The organism is Agrobacterium sp. LR_9 (assembly GCF_041954855.1).
Classification (GTDB): Bacteria; Pseudomonadota; Alphaproteobacteria; order Rhizobiales; family Rhizobiaceae; genus Agrobacterium; species Agrobacterium leguminum.
Window position 1 is genome coordinate 1 of sequence record NZ_JAVAYA010000037.1, and the last position, 16,433, is coordinate 16,433.

General features: G+C 60.6%; 13 protein-coding genes. 10 read left to right on the forward strand and 3 right to left on the reverse strand.

Going from position 1 to position 16,433, the window contains the following annotated elements; translation table 11 throughout:
• Positions 1-62 precede the first annotated feature (62 nt).
• Positions 63-1,691 carry an MFS transporter gene (locus RAC79_RS24215; RefSeq protein WP_142846541.1) on the reverse strand — a complete coding sequence of 543 codons (1,629 nt, stop codon included), beginning with the start codon at positions 1,689-1,691 and terminating at the stop codon, positions 63-65.
• Positions 1,692-1,978: 287 nt separating this feature from the next.
• Here RAC79_RS24215 and rimP point away from each other — a divergent pair, with 287 nt between their 5' ends.
• From rimP to RAC79_RS24260, 9 genes are all read left to right on the forward strand, one after another.
• Positions 1,979-2,575 carry a ribosome maturation factor RimP gene (gene rimP, locus RAC79_RS24220; protein ID WP_059758925.1) on the forward strand — a complete coding sequence of 199 codons (597 nt, stop codon included), beginning with the start codon at positions 1,979-1,981 and terminating at the stop codon, positions 2,573-2,575.
• Between the two features lie 64 nt (positions 2,576-2,639).
• Complete coding sequence (gene nusA / locus RAC79_RS24225) at positions 2,640-4,256, forward strand: transcription termination factor NusA (protein ID WP_003524306.1); 1,617 nt, start codon at positions 2,640-2,642, stop codon at positions 4,254-4,256.
• Positions 4,253-4,954, forward strand: coding sequence for an RNA-binding protein (locus RAC79_RS24230; protein WP_174038691.1), 702 nt, complete (start codon positions 4,253-4,255; stop codon positions 4,952-4,954). Before nusA ends, RAC79_RS24230 begins: the two co-directional genes overlap by 4 nt.
• A 102-nt stretch (positions 4,955-5,056) precedes the next feature.
• Positions 5,057-7,795, forward strand: a complete 2,739-nt coding sequence (gene infB, locus RAC79_RS24235) for a translation initiation factor IF-2 (RefSeq protein WP_142846542.1) — start codon at positions 5,057-5,059, stop codon at positions 7,793-7,795.
• A 134-nt stretch (positions 7,796-7,929) separates the two neighbouring features.
• The gene (gene rbfA / locus RAC79_RS24240) at positions 7,930-8,346 is read left to right on the forward strand and encodes a 30S ribosome-binding factor RbfA (protein WP_065656377.1); all 417 of its coding nucleotides are present in this window, start codon (positions 7,930-7,932) and stop codon (positions 8,344-8,346) included.
• Positions 8,347-8,349: 3 nt separating this feature from the next.
• On the forward strand, positions 8,350-9,297 hold the full coding sequence (gene truB / locus RAC79_RS24245; protein WP_174038690.1) for a tRNA pseudouridine(55) synthase TruB: 948 nt from the start codon (positions 8,350-8,352) through the stop codon (positions 9,295-9,297).
• A 162-nt stretch (positions 9,298-9,459) separates the two neighbouring features.
• Positions 9,460-9,729, forward strand: a complete 270-nt coding sequence (gene rpsO / locus RAC79_RS24250; RefSeq protein WP_004439050.1) for a 30S ribosomal protein S15 — start codon at positions 9,460-9,462, stop codon at positions 9,727-9,729.
• Between the two features lie 279 nt (positions 9,730-10,008).
• Positions 10,009-12,156, forward strand: coding sequence for a polyribonucleotide nucleotidyltransferase (pnp, locus tag RAC79_RS24255; RefSeq protein WP_065656375.1), 2,148 nt, complete (start codon positions 10,009-10,011; stop codon positions 12,154-12,156).
• Positions 12,157-12,332: 176 nt separating this feature from the next.
• Entirely contained in the window at positions 12,333-13,349 is a 1,017-nt protein-coding gene (locus RAC79_RS24260) for a class I SAM-dependent methyltransferase (RefSeq protein WP_174038689.1), read from the forward strand.
• Positions 13,350-13,364: 15 nt separating this feature from the next.
• Here the strand turns inward: RAC79_RS24260 and RAC79_RS24265 are convergent, their stop codons facing one another.
• Positions 13,365-14,309, reverse strand: coding sequence for an AEC family transporter (locus tag RAC79_RS24265; protein WP_174038688.1), 945 nt, complete (start codon positions 14,307-14,309; stop codon positions 13,365-13,367).
• 478 nt (positions 14,310-14,787) lie between these two features.
• Between RAC79_RS24265 and RAC79_RS24270 the strand changes: the two genes are divergently transcribed.
• Positions 14,788-15,780, forward strand: a complete 993-nt coding sequence (locus RAC79_RS24270) for an adenosine kinase (protein ID WP_174038687.1) — start codon at positions 14,788-14,790, stop codon at positions 15,778-15,780.
• On the opposite strand, the gene RAC79_RS24275 is transcribed toward RAC79_RS24270, so the two are convergent.
• Positions 15,773-16,306 carry an SH3 domain-containing protein gene (locus RAC79_RS24275; protein WP_026363850.1) on the reverse strand — a complete coding sequence of 178 codons (534 nt, stop codon included), beginning with the start codon at positions 16,304-16,306 and terminating at the stop codon, positions 15,773-15,775. The two genes, RAC79_RS24270 and RAC79_RS24275, sit on opposite strands and share 8 nt — an antisense overlap.
• Positions 16,307-16,433 lie beyond the last annotated feature (127 nt).

Genomic DNA, 16,433 nt, shown 5'->3' on the forward strand with positions numbered 1-16,433 from the left:
ACAGGCCCGAGGATGACGGGAAGTGTGTGGGAAGGGCATCGCACTCACTTAACCATCGCCTCTCAATGCTGGTCGGTATGGGGCTTGTGAAAGATATCGTCGGTCGGCGGAATGGTCTGCCGCTCGATCATCCGGTGCACGCGCGGCCGTGTCTTGCCGCGGTGAAGCTCCAGCAGCCGGTCCCAGGCCTCCGCATCCGCCTGGGTGCGGCGGTGGTTGTGGCGGACATATTCCACCCATGTCGGCACATGGTAGCTTTCGGTCCAGATATCAGGGTTTTCGAGATCGCGCATCAGGTTCCAGTTGCGTGCGCCATCACGCAGACGGATTCGGCGGCGCTCCGCCATCAGTGGCAGAAATTCGCCCAGATCCTCGTCATGGATTTCATAATCGATGAGAATGGCAATGGGTCCACTGCGCGGCTTGATATCCAACCGCAGCGGCGGTTCCACGAAGCGGTTGAGCGGATCGAGGTTGAGCGAAGCAAAAGCCGGCATGGCGAGCTTTAGGCCGACGACGACGCCGAGCAGCATCAGCGCGCACGAACAGAGCAGCGAATAGGAAATGCCGTAATCTTCCGCCAGCTCGCCCCACAGCCAGCTGCCGACCGCAATGCCGCCGAAGGTGAGCGTCTGGTAGAGCGAGAGCGCCCGGCCTACCACCCAGCGCGGGGTGGAGAGCTGGACGATGGTGTTGAAGAGCGATAGCGCCAGAACCCAGCAGGCGCCGGCAACGGTCAGAACCAACGAGGTGACGATCGCACTCGTGCTCACCGCCGTTACGCCAGCGCTGAAGGCGAAGCCAAGAAATGCGACGCGCACGATCCATTCGCTGGACAGGACCTCGCGCAATCTGGCGCTGATCAGGGCACCGCCAATGGCGCCGACGCCGAAGGCACCCAGCATGACGCCGTAGGTCAGAGGGCCGCCTTCGACCAGATCGCGGGCGACGATGGGCATCAAGGCAAGGATGGCGCTGGCGGAAAGGCCGAAAAGGAAGCCCCGCACCAGCACCTTGCCGATATTGGGCGACATCGCCACATAACGCATGCCGGACGAAATGGCGGCCAGAAGCTGCTCCCGCGGCAGGGTCGAGGCATATTTGGGCGGCTGCCAGCGAAACAGGGCGTAGATCAGCGTGAAATAACTCAGCGCATTCACGAAAAATGCGGCAGCGGCGCCGGCGGCCGCGACGATGATGCCGCCGATGGCCGGGCCGACGCTGCGGGTGATGTTGAAGCCAACGCTGTTCAGCGTCACGGCGGCGGGCAAATCCTCGCGCGGGACCATTTCGCCGACGGAGGCCTGCCAGGACGGATTGTTGAGCGCCGTGCCGCAGCCGATCATGAAGGTAAAGAAGAGAAGCAGCCAGGGCGTGAGCCAGCCGGACCAGGCAAAGACGGTGAGCAGCACGGAGGCCGTCAGCATCAGGAGCTGCGCCGAAATCATGATGCGGCGGCGGTCGAAACTGTCGGCCAGCGCGCCTGAAATCAACGAGAACAGCATGATCGGCAAAGAGGTGGAGGCCTGCACCAGCGCGATCATGTTTTCGGAACTCGAAAGCGAGGTCATCATCCATGCGGCGCCCACCGCCTGGATCAGTCCGCCGAAATTCGAGGCAAGGCTGGCGATCCAGATTCGTCTGTAAGTCAAATGCCTTAAAGGCGCGAGTGGCGATTTACGGTCAGGCACGCTCTGTCCACTTAATGCAACTGCGATTTGTCAAACGGCAACTATAGACAGTGCCAGCGATCATGCCAGCCTTTCCGACATGGTAAGGGTGAAAATGTGACGGAGGCGGCACCCGAAGCGGAAGAGCCCGCTAAAACCTTGCAATCCCGCCCCGATGGGTCTATATGACCCCTGAAATTCTTGATCGCTTGATGAAGAGTGGGGCCGCGAGGCTCCGCTCTTTTTCGTTAGGCGAACCGGAAACGACGGGCAGAAGGCCCGGTGAACATCAAAGACCGGAAGGCCAGATGGCAGACACCGCACATGAACCGCGACTGATAACCGAAACGGGCATCGACCAGCGTATCGCCGAGATCATCGAGCCTGTTTTGACGGGCATGGGATATCTTCTGGTGCGCGTGCGGCTCTCCAACCAGAACGGTATGACGCTTCAGATCATGGCCGAGCGCGAAGACGGCACCATGACCGTCGAGGACTGCGAAGCCGTCTCCATGGCGATTTCACCGGTTCTTGATGTGGAAGATCCGGTCGATAAAGCGTATCATCTCGAAGTTTCCTCGCCCGGCATCGACCGGCCGATGGTTCGCAAATCGGATTTCACCCGCTGGCAGGGTCATCTGGTGAAGGTCGAAACCTCCATTCTGGTCGAGAACCGCAAGCGGTTTCGCGGCAAGATCGTCGAGGTCAATGCGGACGGCTTCAAGCTGGAACGCGACCAGATCGCCTATGGCGAGGAACCGACAGTCATCATTCCGTTCAGCGCGCTTTCGGATGCGAAGCTTATTCTGACGGACGATCTTATTCGTGATGCGCTGCGGGCAGACAAGGCGGCCAAGGCCGCCGCCGCAAACCAGAACGACGAAAACGAAGCAGACGAAGACTAATTCCAACGTAAAGCCCGGAAACAAGGGCGAACCCCGCAATCATGCGACTTACGGAGATAGAAAAATGGCAGTGAGTGCTAACCGGCTTGAGCTTCTGCAGATCGCCGATGCTGTGGCGCGCGAAAAGGTCATCGACCGCGAAATCGTGCTTGCCGCAATGGCCGACGCTATCCAGAAAGCCGCCCGCTCGCGCTATGGTTCGGAAACCAACATCCGCGCCGACATCAACTCCAAGACCGGCGAAATCCGCCTGCAGCGTCTTCTGGAAGTTGTCGAGGCCGCCGAGGATTATTCGACCCAGATCCCGCTGGAGCTGGCCCGCGACCGCAACCCGGATGCCAAGCTCGGCGACTTCATTGCCGACCCGCTGCCGCCGATGGATTTCGGCCGTATCGCCGCCCAGTCCGCCAAGCAGGTTATTGTGCAGAAGGTGCGCGAAGCCGAGCGTGACCGCCAGTATGACGAGTTCAAGGACCGCATCGGCGAAATCGTCAACGGCACCGTCAAGCGCGTCGAATATGGCAACGTCATCGTCGATCTCGGCCGTGGCGAAGGCATTATCCGTCGCGACGAGATGATCCCGCGGGAAAACATGCGTTACGGCGACCGCGTGCGCGCTTACGTCTACGACGTTCGCCGCGAACAGCGTGGCCCGCAGATTTTCCTGTCGCGTACCCATCCGCAGTTCATGGTGAAGCTCTTCACCATGGAAGTTCCGGAAATTTACGACGGCATCATCCAGATCAAGTCGGTTGCCCGTGACCCCGGTTCGCGCGCCAAGATCGCCGTCATCTCCAACGACTCGTCGATCGATCCGGTCGGCGCCTGCGTCGGTATGCGCGGTTCGCGCGTTCAGGCCGTTGTCGGCGAACTCCAGGGCGAAAAGATCGATATCATTCCGTGGAGCCAGGAACCGGCCTCCTTCATCGTCAACGCCCTGCAGCCGGCGGAAGTCGCCAAGGTCGTTCTGGATGAAGAATCCGAGCGCATCGAAGTGGTGGTTCCGGATGAGCAGCTGTCGCTCGCCATCGGCCGTCGCGGCCAGAACGTGCGTCTGGCATCGCAGCTGACCGGCTGGGATATCGACATCATGACCGAACAGGAAGAATCCGAGCGCCGCCAGAAGGAATTCAACGAGCGCACGGCCCTGTTCATGGAGGCCCTAGACGTCGACGAAATGGTCGGTCAGGTTCTGGCCTCCGAAGGCTTCGCGCAGGTCGAAGAACTGGCCTATGTCGATCTCGACGAAATTTCCTCGATCGACGGTTTCGATGAAGACACCGCCGATGAAATCCAGACCCGCGCCCGCGAATATCTGGAGCGCCTGGAAGCCGAAATGGACGCCAAGCGCAAGGAACTCGGCGTTTCCGACGAGCTGCGCCAGATTGACGGCCTGACCTCGCAGATGATGGTGGCGCTGGGTGAAGACGGCATCAAGACCATCGAGGACTTTGCCGGTTGCGCGGCGGACGACCTGGTCGGCTGGAGCGAGCGCAAGGACGGCGAGACCAAGAAGTTCGAAGGCATCTTCTCCAAGCTCGATGTTTCGCGCGTCGAAGCCGAGAACATGGTGGTGCAGGCCCGTCTTCTGGCAGGCTGGATCACCGCCGAAGAGCTCGCTTCCGAACAGGAAGCCGATGCGGAAGCTGCCGAGGAGGCGGATACCGCCGAGCAGGAATGACATCGCAGGCGCATGAGCCGGACGATCTGCCCGAGACTGACGATGACGGGCGGATCAAGGGCGACGTCAACGGACGTATGTGCATTGTGACACGGCAGAGCGGATCGCCGGATGAGCTGATACGCTTCGTCGCAGGCCCGGACGGCAACGTCGTTCCGGACCTGAAACGCCAATTGCCGGGGCGCGGTTGCTGGGTAACACCCGAGCGCGCCCTGATCGAGAAAGCCATCGCGAAGAAGCTCTTCGCACGGGCTCTCAAACGCGACGTCAAAGCCGGGCCGGAGCTTCTTGCTCTTCTCGACCGGCTGATGGCGCAGCAGCTTGCAGGCATGATGAACATGGCGCGCAAGGCGGGCCAGTTCATCAGCGGCGCGATGAAAGTCGACGCCGCCGTCCGTTTGGGGAATGCGATTGCCGTGTTCCACGCGACCGATGCTGCGGCAGACGGCGTGAGAAAACTGGACCAGGCCCGCAAGGCCTGGGCGCTCGGCAGCGATGCCGGCAATGAAATTCCGTCCTTCCGGCTCTTCAGCGGCGCCGAAATGGACGAGTTGATGGGCCAGAATGCTTTTATCCATGCCTGCGCGCTTGCAGGGCAGGCGGGTGAGGGTGTAGTGAAGCGCGCAACGATGCTTGAGCGGTACCGCCTTGGCGGCCAATCTCAGGCGGAACGCGACGCTGCCCGGACAGAACAATGACGCGGTTGCCCGATATGAACGGTCGCCGCGTTCCGATGCAGCAATTGAACGACGAGACCTGATGAACGTCATCCGGTTCTCGTCCGAAGGAACGGGAACGGAATGACCGACAACAACGACGACAAGACACTTAACGCACAGCCTAAGAAGACTCTCACCCTCAAGCCGGGCGGGATGAATCAGGGCACCGTGCGGCAGGATATGGGTCGAGGTCGCACGAACGCGGTTGTCGTGGAAACACGCAAGCGCCGCCCCATGCGTCCTGAAGACGAGAAGCAGGTTCATTCGGTTGCAGCGCCCGCTCCGAAGCCGGCCGCTCCTGCCCCCGCGGCAGCACCGCGTCCGCAGGCGCCGCAGCAGCGCATCCACCAGCCCAGCGGCCAGCAGCAGCGTCCGGGTTCCTCCCAGCCGCAGCAGCGTCCCGGCTCGTCCGCACCGCAGCAGCGCCAGCCTGAGCGTCCGCGCGGCAACGTCCTGCACGACCTGTCGGCAGGCGAGATGGAAGCCCGCCGCCGCGCGCTGATGGAAGCACAGGCCCGCGACGTGATCGAAGCCAAGCAGCGCGCCGAAGACGAAGCGCGCCGCAAGGTGGAAGAAGAGCGCCGCATCGCCGCCGAAAAGGAAGAGGCCGCACGCCGTGCCGTCGAAGAGGCCGCAGCCGCCAAGCTGGCCGCAAGCCAGCCCGCCGTGGAAGCAAAGTCGGAACCGGTCGATGAAAAGCCGGCGGCCGCCGCCCAGCCGGCGCCGCGCGCCGAGGCTCGTCCTCAGCCCGCCGCTGCCGCCCCTTCTCGCGCAACTCCCGAAACCGCTGCTCCACGCGGACGTCGTACCGATGGCGACGACGAGGACGATCGCGGTGCACGCCGTGGCAACCTGCCGGTTCGTGGCAAGGTCGCCGCGCCTGCACCGGCAAAGCCGGCTGCACGCCTGAAGACGGAAGAAGAACGCCGTCGCGGCAAGCTGACCGTCACCTCGTCCAACCTGGATGAAGACGGCACGCCGCGCGGACGCTCCATGGCATCCATGCGCCGCCGCCAGGAAAAATTCCGCCGCAGCCAGATGCAGGAGACCCGTGAAAAGGTCATGCGCGAAGTGATCCTGCCGGAAACCATCACCATTCAGGAACTGTCGCAGCGCATGTCCGAACGCGCCGTCGACGTCATCAAGTTCCTGATGAAGGAAGGCCAGATGATGAAGCCGGGCGACGTGATCGACGCCGATCTGGCGGAACTGATCGCCGTCGAATTCGGCCACACCGTCAAGCGCGTTTCCGAATCCGACGTGGAAGAAGGCATCTTCAACCAGGCAGACGACGAAGGCGAAATGCTGCCGCGTCCGCCGGTTGTCACGATCATGGGCCACGTCGACCACGGCAAGACCTCGCTGCTCGACGCCATCCGTCAGGCGAATGTGGTTGCGGGCGAAGCCGGTGGCATAACACAGCATATCGGTGCGTATCAGGTCGAAAAGAACGGCCAGAAGATCACCTTCATCGATACCCCCGGCCACGCCGCCTTTACGGCCATGCGTGCCCGCGGTGCGCAGGCGACGGATATCGCCGTTCTGGTGGTTGCAGCTGATGACAGCGTGATGCCGCAGACAATCGAGTCCATCAACCATGCCAAGGCGGCGGGTGTTCCGATCGTCGTTGCGATCAACAAGATCGACAAGCACGAGGCAAACCCGGAAAAGGTTCGCCAGCAGCTTCTGCAGCACGAAGTGTTCGTGGAATCCATGGGCGGTGAAGTGCTTGACGTGGAAGTTTCCGCCAAGAAACAGCTCGGTCTCGACAAACTGCTTGAAGCGATCCTGCTACAGGCGGAAATTCTCGACCTCAAGGCAGATCCGAACCGCACCGCAGAAGGTACCGTCATCGAAGCGGAACTCGACCGCGGCCGTGGTGCCGTCGCCACCGTTCTCGTGCAGAAGGGTACGCTGAAGCCTGGTCAGATCATCGTGGCCGGCGATCAGTGGGGCCGTGTTCGCGCCCTCGTCAACGACAAGGGTGAACACGTCAAGGAAGCCGGTCCGGCTATGCCTGTCGAGATTCTCGGTCTTTCCGGTACGCCATCTGCCGGCGACCGTTTCGCGGTTGTCGAAAACGAAAGCCGTGCTCGCGAGATTTCCGAGTACCGCCAGCGTCTGGCACGCGACAAGGCTGTCGCACGTCAGACGGGCCAGCGCGGTTCGCTGGAACAGATGATGAGCCAGTTGCAGACTTCGGGAATGAAGGAATTCCCGCTGGTCATCAAGGCAGACGTGCAGGGTTCGGTCGAAGCCATTATCGCTTCGCTCGACAAGCTCGGCACCGATGAAGTCCGCGCTCGTATCGTTCACTCGGGCGCTGGCGCCATCACGGAATCGGATATCTCGCTTGCCGAGGCATCCAACGCCGCGATCATCGGCTTCAACGTTCGCGCCAACGCACAGGCACGTACGGCTTCCGAACGCGCCGGCATCGAGATCCGCTACTACAACATCATCTACGATCTGGTGGATGACGTGAAGGCAGCGATGTCGGGCCTGCTGTCGCCGGAGCGTCGCGAGACCTTCCTCGGCAACGCGGAAATCCTCGAGGTGTTCAACATCACCAAGGTCGGCAAGGTCGCGGGTTGCCGCGTCGTCGAAGGCAAGGTGGAACGTGGTGCGGGTGTGCGTCTGGTACGCGACAACGTCGTTATCCACGAAGGCAAGCTCAAGACACTCAAGCGCTTCAAGGACGAAGTGGCAGAAGTGCCGGTCGGTCAGGAATGCGGTATGGCCTTCGAAAACTACGAAGACATCCGCGCCGGCGACACCATCGAGTGCTTCCGCGTCGAACACATCACGAGAACGCTCTAAAGCATTCCCAGGAAAAGTGGACCCCGGTTTTCCGTCCGGAAATGCGATTAGAACAAAGAGCGTTCTCGCCGCAAAACAGGAATTTACTGTCGGGCGCCGGCTTACCGGCGCTCGCTCCGTTTGAGGCATAACCCATGGCAAAAGCAACATCATCCGCCCCTTCGCAACGCATGCTGCGCGTCGGCGAACAGGTGCGCGCCGCATTGACCCAGATTCTCCAGCGCGGTGAAGTCCGCGACGATCTGATCGAAAGCACCGTCATTTCCATTTCGGAAGTGCGCATGTCGCCCGATCTGAAGATCGCCACCGCTTACGTGACGCCGCTCGGCGTTGCCGATCACACCGATATCATCAGCGCCCTGAACCGCCATGCAAAATACATGCGCGGCCGCCTCGGTCCGCAGCTTCGGCAGATGAAATACATGCCGGAACTGCGTTTCCGCGACGATACGAGTTTCGACAATTACCAGAAGATCGACGCGCTTCTGCGCTCGCCCGAAGTACAGCGCGATCTTGGACCTTCGAACGAAAAAGACGACGAACAGAACTGAAGCATGTCCAAACCACGCAAACAGCAGAACCGCAAACCCAAGGGCCGCCCGATTTCCGGTTGGCTCATTCTCGACAAGCCGCTGGATTTCGGCTCAACCGAGGCCGTTTCCAAGATCAAATGGCTCTTCAATGCCCAGAAGGCCGGCCATGCCGGCACGCTCGATCCGCTCGCTTCCGGAATGCTGCCGATCGCGCTTGGCGATGCCACCAAAACCGTGCCCTACGTGATGGACGGCCGGAAAATCTACGAGTTTACCGTCACCTGGGGCGAGCAACGCTCGACCGACGATCTGGAAGGCGAAGTGGTCGATTCCTCCGATCAACGCCCGGATGAACAGGCGATCCGCGATATCCTGCCCAATTATACCGGCGTGATCCTCCAGACACCGCCGCAATTTTCCGCCATCAAGATCGCCGGCGAGCGCGCCTACGATCTGGCGCGGGACGGCGAGACCGTGGAAATCCCGGCGCGCGAGGTGGAAATCCATCGCCTGACGCTGCTTGCCTGTCCGGACGCCAACACCGCCCATTTCGAAGTGGAATGCGGCAAGGGTACTTATGTGCGGGCGCTGGCGCGCGACATGGGCCGCGATCTCGGCTGTTTCGGCCATATTTCGGAACTGCGCCGCACCATGGTCGCCCCCTTCGGCGAAGACATGATGGTGCCGCTCGAAACCTTGACGGCACTGGAAGCCGTGGAGGATCGCGACGAGCGACTGGAGGCGCTGGATGCCTTCCTGATCGACACGGCCGAGGCGCTTTCCGCCCTTCCCCGCCTCATCATCAACGATGACCAGGCGCACCGGCTGAAGATGGGCAACTCCATCCTGCTGCGCGGGCGCGATGCACCGGCCAACCATCCGGAAGCCTATGCCACCGCGCATGGCAAGCTCGTCGCCATCGGCGAAATCGGCGAAGGCGAATTCCGGCCGAAGCGTGTTTTCGGCTAAGTCGAGGCTCGAGCGGGCTGTCAATCGCCTCTTTCAATTGCACCCGGAATAGTTTATAGGCAGCGCCAGCTTGGGCTTTGCCTATGCTGCTGAATGGCCAGAGCTGGACGACATCCCGGCTTTAGGCGTCCCATTTTTCCTTAAAACAGAAAGGATCGTCCGATGTCGATTACTGCAGAGCGCAAAGCCGCCCTCATCAAGGAATATGCCACGAAGGAAGGCGACACCGGTTCGCCGGAAGTTCAGGTTGCTATCCTGACCGAGCGGATCAACAACCTGACCGGTCACTTCAAGGACCACAAGAAGGACAACCACTCCCGTCGTGGCCTTCTGACGCTGGTTTCGAGCCGTCGTTCGCTTCTCGACTATCTGAAGAAGAAGGACGAAGCCCGTTACACCAAGCTGATCGGTGCTCTCGGCATTCGCCGCTAATAACTTCTCCGGCGGGTTTCGCAACGATGCCCGCCGGTTTTTATATCCGGTCTTGTGAGGCCGCATGAATTTCCGGGCGTTCGCCGCTGATGTGGCCCCCGGACGATAAGGGTGACCCGGATGGGCCGGCGCCGCCTTTTTCAACCGCAGACCTGTCATGGGGCAGGATTGCCGGATGCTTGCTTTTCGAAGCCTCCCGCTGTCTTGCCCGTGATTGAGTCACAGCGCTGCTTCCGCCGGTCACGACGCCGGAGCGGCAGCCACAACCAAGGACAAGATATGTTCAATCAACACTCCGTGGAAATCGAATGGGCAGGCCGCCCGCTGAAGCTCGAGACCGGCAAGGTTGCCCGTCAGGCTGACGGCGCCGTCATCGCAACCTACGGCGAGACGATGGTTCTCGCGACCGTGGTTTCCGCAAAGTCTCCGAAGCCCGGCCAGGACTTCTTCCCGCTGACAGTCAACTATCAGGAAAAGACCTACGCAGCCGGCAAGATCCCCGGTGGTTACTTCAAGCGCGAAGGCCGTCCGAGCGAAAACGAAACGCTGGTTTCGCGCCTGATCGACCGTCCGATCCGCCCGCTTTTCCCGGAAGGCTACAAGAACGACACGCAGGTCGTCGTCACCGTCATCCAGCACGATCTGGAAAACAACCCGGACGTCCTGTCGATGGTTGCGGCTTCCGCAGCGCTTACGCTCTCTGGCGTTCCCTTCATGGGCCCGGTTGGCGGCGCGCGCGTTGGCTACATCAACGGTGAGTATGTTCTTAACCCGCATCTGGACGAAATGGACGAGTCTGTTCTCGACCTCGTCGTTGCCGGTACGCAGGACGCCGTTTTGATGGTCGAGTCTGAGGCCAAGGAACTCAACGAAGAAATCATGCTCGGCGCCGTCATGTTCGGTCATCGCGGCTTCCAGCCGGTTATCGACGCGATCATCAAGCTCGCCGAAGTTGCTGCCAAAGAACCGCGCGAATTCGAACCGGAAGATTTCTCCGCGCTCGAAAACGAAATGCTGGCGCTCGCCGAAGCGGAACTGCGCGATGCCTACAAGATCACCGAAAAGGCAGCCCGCTACGCCGCCGTCGACGCCGTTAAGGCAAAGGTGAAGGCCCACTTCCTGCCGGAAGAAGGCGAAGCCAAGTACACGCCGGAAGAAATCGGCGCTGTCTTCAAGCACCTTCAGGCGAAGATCGTTCGCTGGAACGTTCTCGACACCAAGAGCCGTATCGATGGCCGCGACCTATCGACCGTTCGTCCGATCATCTCGGAAGTCGGCCTGCTGCCGCGTACCCACGGTTCGGCGCTGTTCACCCGCGGTGAAACCCAGGCGATCGTTGTCGCGACCCTCGGCACCGGCGAAGACGAGCAGTATGTCGACAGCCTCACCGGCATGTACAAGGAACGCTTCCTGCTGCACTACAACTTCCCGCCCTACTCGGTCGGCGAAACAGGCCGCATGGGCTCCCCGGGCCGTCGCGAAATCGGTCACGGCAAGCTCGCATGGCGCGCTATCCGCCCGATGCTGCCGACTGCGGAACAGTTCCCCTACACGCTGCGCGTCGTTTCCGAAATCACCGAGTCCAACGGCTCCTCGTCGATGGCAACGGTTTGCGGCACCTCGCTCGCACTGATGGATGCCGGCGTTCCGCTGGCCAAGCCGGTTGCCGGTATCGCCATGGGCCTCATCCTCGAAGGCGAGCGCTTTGCGGTTCTCTCCGACATCCTCGGTGACGAAGACCACCTCGGCGACATGGACTTCAAGGTTGCGGGTACGGCCGACGGCATCACCTCGCTGCAGATGGACATCAAGATCGCCGGTATCACCGAAGAGATCATGAAGATCGCTCTGGAGCAGGCACAGGGTGGCCGCAAGCACATCCTCGGCGAAATGGCCAATGCCATCACCGAGAGCCGCAGCCAGCTCGGCGAATTCGCACCGCGCATCGAAGTTATGAACATTCCGGTCGACAAGATCCGTGAAGTCATCGGTTCCGGCGGCAAGGTCATTCGCGAAATCGTCGAAAAGACCGGCGCAAAGATCAACATCGAAGACGACGGCACCGTCAAGATCGCTTCTTCTTCCGGCAAGGAAATCGAAGCGGCCCGCAAGTGGATCCACTCCATCGTTGCGGAACCGGAAGTCGGCCAGATCTACGAAGGCACGGTTGTGAAGACCGCTGACTTCGGCGCTTTCGTCAACTTCTTCGGCGCCCGTGACGGCCTCGTCCACATCTCGCAGCTCGCTTCCGAGCGTGTTGCCAAGACCTCTGACGTCGTCAAGGAAGGCGACAAGGTCTGGGTGAAGCTGATGGGCTTCGACGAGCGTGGCAAGGTTCGCCTGTCCATGAAGGTTGTCGACCAGGCAACCGGCAAGGAAGTCGCTGCCGACAAGAAGAAGGAAGACGGCGAAGCCGCTGCCGAATAAGGCCGCGCCGCCAGACCCTATCGAGGCGCGGGTTTTGCCCGCGCCTTTTTTCTATTAGAGCGTTTCCGCCTTTCTCCGAAACGCGCAAGCGCTCTACTTATTTGTTTTTACGCATTTTCCGGACGTAAAACCGCGACGCAATTTTACTGGAAATGCTCGATCTTAAGGACGCTCCCATGAGCCGTGACGCCGTGAAAACCCTTTTCCATCCCTTTGCCTCGGACATGCTTGCCATGCCGAAAGAGGGCGAACGCGTTCTGTTTCTGGGAGCGGAAGCCGGTCCCCGGCTTGACGGTTTTGACGCGGAGATCGTCGCGGTTCAGCATCTACGGCCGCTTTATCGTGCTCTGCAGGCTCAGGGTGCGGAAGTGACACCGGATATTTCGGGCGAGAATTACGATGCGGCGCTGCTGCTTTGCGGCAAACATCGCGGCGAGAATGAAAACCGCGTCGCCGAAGCGCTTTCGCGCGTGAAGGCCGGAGGCCTGATCGTCGCGGCCGGATCGAAGGAAGACGGTATCGTGACGCTGCGCAAGACGCTGGCAAAGCTTGGCATCGAGGTGGAATCGACGCCGAAGTATCACGGCGTCGCTCTCTGGTTCAAACGGCCGGACGATATTGCGTCTGCCGTGTCGAAGCTCGCCCAGAAGCCGGTGACGGTCGAAGGCCGCTTCACCGCCCTGCCCGGCATGTTCTCCCATGACCGCGTGGACGACGGCTCGGAACTGCTCGCATCGCGCCTGCCCACAGATTTTGACGGCAATGCCGCCGATTTCGGTGCCGGCTGGGGTTATCTCTCCGTCATGCTGGCCGAGAAATCGCCGCGCACGGCCCGTATCGATCTGTTCGAGGCGGACTGGAATGCGCTGGAATTCGCCAAAACCAATCTTCTCGAAAACAATCCGAGGCTGACGGCGCGCTTCTTCTGGCAGGACCTGGCAAACGAGCCGCCGAAGGAAAAATACGACCTCATCATCATGAACCCGCCTTTCCATGCGGCGGGGCAGGCAGCAGAACCTGCCCTCGGCCAAGCCTTCATCAAGGCTGCCGCCGGCGCGCTGCGCAGCGGCGGCAAGCTGCTGATGGTCGCCAATCGCGGCATGCCCTATGAGCCGGTGCTCGCGGCGGAATTCCGCACCAGCACTGAGGTGTGCCGCAATGCCCGCTTCAAGATTCTGAGCGCCCAGAAATAATCAACTCGGCAGAAATCAACTCAGCAGCCATGCCCATAGCGACACGGAGAGAACGCCGGTCGCTGTGGAAATGCTGATGGTGGAAGCGGCCACGCTGTGGCCGATGCCGAAGCGGTTTGCGATAAGCCAGGCATTGACCCCAGTCGGCACCGACGAGGTAAGCACGAGCGCCGCAGTCCATTCCCGGCTGAGACCGAGCGCATGACCCATTCCCCAAACGCAGGCGGGCAGCAGCAGCAGCTTGAACACCGTCATGGTGACGGCAATGCCCATGTTGCCTCGGATGGTATATTTCGTCAGCGCCATGCCGAGCGAAATAAGTGCTGCCGGCCCCGCCATGGAGGCGATCTGATCGACCACGGTTTTCAGGATGGGCGTCAGCGCCACGCCGGAAACATTGGTCGAAAGCCCGATGACAAGGCCGATCACCAGCGGATTGGTGACGAGATTGCGGCCCACTTGCTTGAACACCGCCGCCATGCTTCGCTTTTCCCCGCCGACCGCCTTGTGCGTGGCGTTTTCCATCAGGATCGTACCCGCGATCATCATCACAGGTAGATGGATGGCGAGCAGGATGGAGAGAGCGACCAGCCCCTCATCCCCGACGGAGCGCCCGACCAGCGGCAGGCCGATGAAGATATTGTTCGCAAATGCCGAGGAAATGCCGGCAATGACGGCGATGCGGACATCCTGCTTGAAGACATAACGGGTGACGATATGCCCGACCGTCCAGGTGACGGCCACGCCGGCGAAATAGGTGATCCAGAGCCGGAAGGGCGAAGCACCGTGAAAATTTGCTTCCGCAAGTGTGCGGAAGATCAAGGTCGGCACGGCGATCTTGAACACGAAATCGCTGAGGATATCGCCGGCATCGGCCCTGAACAGACCAGCCTTGACGGTGAGCCAGCCGATCAGGATGAGAATGAAAATCGGGGCGACATTCGCGGCAACGGCAGACATGGAGGGAGAGCTTTCGCGGCTTTGCGGGAGATACTCCGCTTTAGAGCCTTTTCCACGGGAATGGAATCGCGAAAACGCTCCCACTCCTTGTTTTCGCCACATGGCGTCCAAGAAAGACAAAACTCGCGAGCCGCTTTGGGCAGAAAGCGCGTCTTGGCCCGTAAAATTCGCAAGGCCGAACGTTACCCAAAAAAGAAAAAGCGGGGTCTCCCCCGCCTTTTATGTCCGTTATATGCCGCCAGTACATCCGTGGCGGAGATAACGGTTGAGCCAGAAGACCATCATGTCTTCCATTCCGGTATGCATTCACACACCTTTTGCTCTGACAAATGAAATAGCTTAACCACATTACAGACAGATGACGCGTTTTCGCTCCTCGCGGAGAACGGCATATTTTCTGTTTGGGCTTTTCTTGCCGCCAGAAATGTTTAAGACCTTTCGAAAAATACGCACACCCTGTGCGAAACGGATAGGGCCTATGACGAAATTCGACGTACTGACTGTCGGCAATGCCATCGTCGACATCATTTCCCGCTGCGACGATCGCTTCCTCAACGACAATGCCATTACCAAAGGCGCGATGAACCTCATCGACGCGGAACGGGCCGAGTTGCTTTACTCGCTGATGGGACCGGCTCTCGAAGCCTCCGGCGGCAGCGCTGGCAACACGGCGGCGGGCGTGGCTAATTTCGGCGGCAAGGCCGCCTATTTCGGCAAGGTGGCACAAGACCAGCTCGGCGAAATCTTCCAGCACGATATCCGCGCGCAGGGCGTCTATTTCGAAACCGAGCCGGAAGGCACCTTCCCGCCGACCGCGCGTTCGATGATCTTCGTGACCGAAGATGGTGAGCGTTCGATGAACACCTATCTCGGCGCCTGCGTCGATCTCGGTCCTGAAGACGTGGAAGAAGACGTGGTGGCGGATACGAAAGTCACCTACTTCGAGGGTTACCTTTGGGACCCGCCGCGCGCCAAGGACGCCATTCGCGAATGCGCCCGCATTGCCCATGAAAACGGCCGCGAAGTTTCCATGACGCTTTCCGACAGCTTCTGCGTTGGCCGCTATCGCGACGAATTCCTCGACCTGATGCGTTCGGGTACTGTGGACATTGTTTTCGCCAACAAGCAGGAAGCGCTTTCCCTTTACGAAACCGACGATTTCGAGCTTGCGCTGACCAAAATCGCAGCCGACTGCAAGATCGCAGCGGTGACGATGAGCGAGGAAGGCGCCGTCATCCTGCGCGGCACGGAACGTGTGAAGGTTGAAGCCTATCCGGTGCATGATGTGGTGGACACCACGGGCGCCGGCGATCTTTTCGCTGCGGGCTTCCTGTTCGGTTATACGCAGGACCGGTCGCTCGAAGATTGCGGCAAGCTCGGCTGCCTTGCCGCTGCCGCCGTCATTCAGCAAGTCGGGCCGCGCCCGATGTCATCTCTCAAGGCGCTTGGCGAGAAGCACGGCCTTATTTAAAGGCTTCACCGGGGTAAGCACCCCAGATTTCGCCCTGCGAAACCCAGCCCGAGGCTTGGCCGGCCTCGGCGCGGCACCAGTCGCCATTGCATTCGCCGATCCTGAAGACGACGCCCGGTTCGAGCCGCGCAACGACAGAAGCGCCCGACTGCGCCTCGCGGCGCATGTTCACGTAAACTTCCTTGCCCTTGCCACGCATCCACGGAGCCGCAACGGCCGTGCGCTCACCGGAAAGCAGAGCCTGGTTGACCCAGCCTTCCGTGCCGTCGGCATCGCGGATACGCCGCCAGTTCTCATATTCCTGAATGATTTCCACCGGCATTCCCGATTTCAGATACATCCATGACACGGCATAATCCGTGCTCGGTCCGATGCGCATGTTGACGCGCTTGGATTTCAGGCTGACAAAACGCGGCAGCGGTAGGCCGCTTGCGCCTTTGGCGGCACCCTGCGCCATGGCGTCGGTTGCCGCCCCGAGGAGGCCCAGAGACAATGCAATGCAAACGATAGAAACTACACTGCGCATGCCCATTTCCGTTTCCCGCCTTCTGCAAACCGGATGATATTTAAGGAGGCTCGTTTCCACATGCCTCAAGCTTCAGCGAGTTTTGTTTGTCTTCGCCGGTGGGTCTGGTAGAAACGCCCTGATTGAA

Bases quoted from the DNA above. Each gene is read 5' to 3' on its own strand.
- RAC79_RS24230 (WP_174038691.1), top strand. From the start codon at position 4,253: ATGACATCGCAGGCGCATGAGCCGGACGATCTGCCCGAGACTGACGAT.
- rpsO (WP_004439050.1), top strand. From the start codon at position 9,460: ATGTCGATTACTGCAGAGCGCAAAGCCGCCCTCATCAAGGAATATGCC.
- RAC79_RS24270 (WP_174038687.1), top strand. From the start codon at position 14,788: ATGACGAAATTCGACGTACTGACTGTCGGCAATGCCATCGTCGACATC.
- rimP (WP_059758925.1), top strand. From the start codon at position 1,979: ATGGCAGACACCGCACATGAACCGCGACTGATAACCGAAACGGGCATC.
- rbfA (WP_065656377.1), top strand. From the start codon at position 7,930: ATGGCAAAAGCAACATCATCCGCCCCTTCGCAACGCATGCTGCGCGTC.
- RAC79_RS24275 (WP_026363850.1), bottom strand. From the start codon at position 16,306: ATGCGCAGTGTAGTTTCTATCGTTTGCATTGCATTGTCTCTGGGCCTC.
- nusA (WP_003524306.1), top strand. From the start codon at position 2,640: ATGGCAGTGAGTGCTAACCGGCTTGAGCTTCTGCAGATCGCCGATGCT.
- pnp (WP_065656375.1), top strand. From the start codon at position 10,009: ATGTTCAATCAACACTCCGTGGAAATCGAATGGGCAGGCCGCCCGCTG.
- RAC79_RS24260 (WP_174038689.1), top strand. From the start codon at position 12,333: ATGAGCCGTGACGCCGTGAAAACCCTTTTCCATCCCTTTGCCTCGGAC.
- truB (WP_174038690.1), top strand. From the start codon at position 8,350: ATGTCCAAACCACGCAAACAGCAGAACCGCAAACCCAAGGGCCGCCCG.
- RAC79_RS24265 (WP_174038688.1), bottom strand. From the start codon at position 14,309: ATGTCTGCCGTTGCCGCGAATGTCGCCCCGATTTTCATTCTCATCCTG.
- infB (WP_142846542.1), top strand. From the start codon at position 5,057: ATGACCGACAACAACGACGACAAGACACTTAACGCACAGCCTAAGAAG.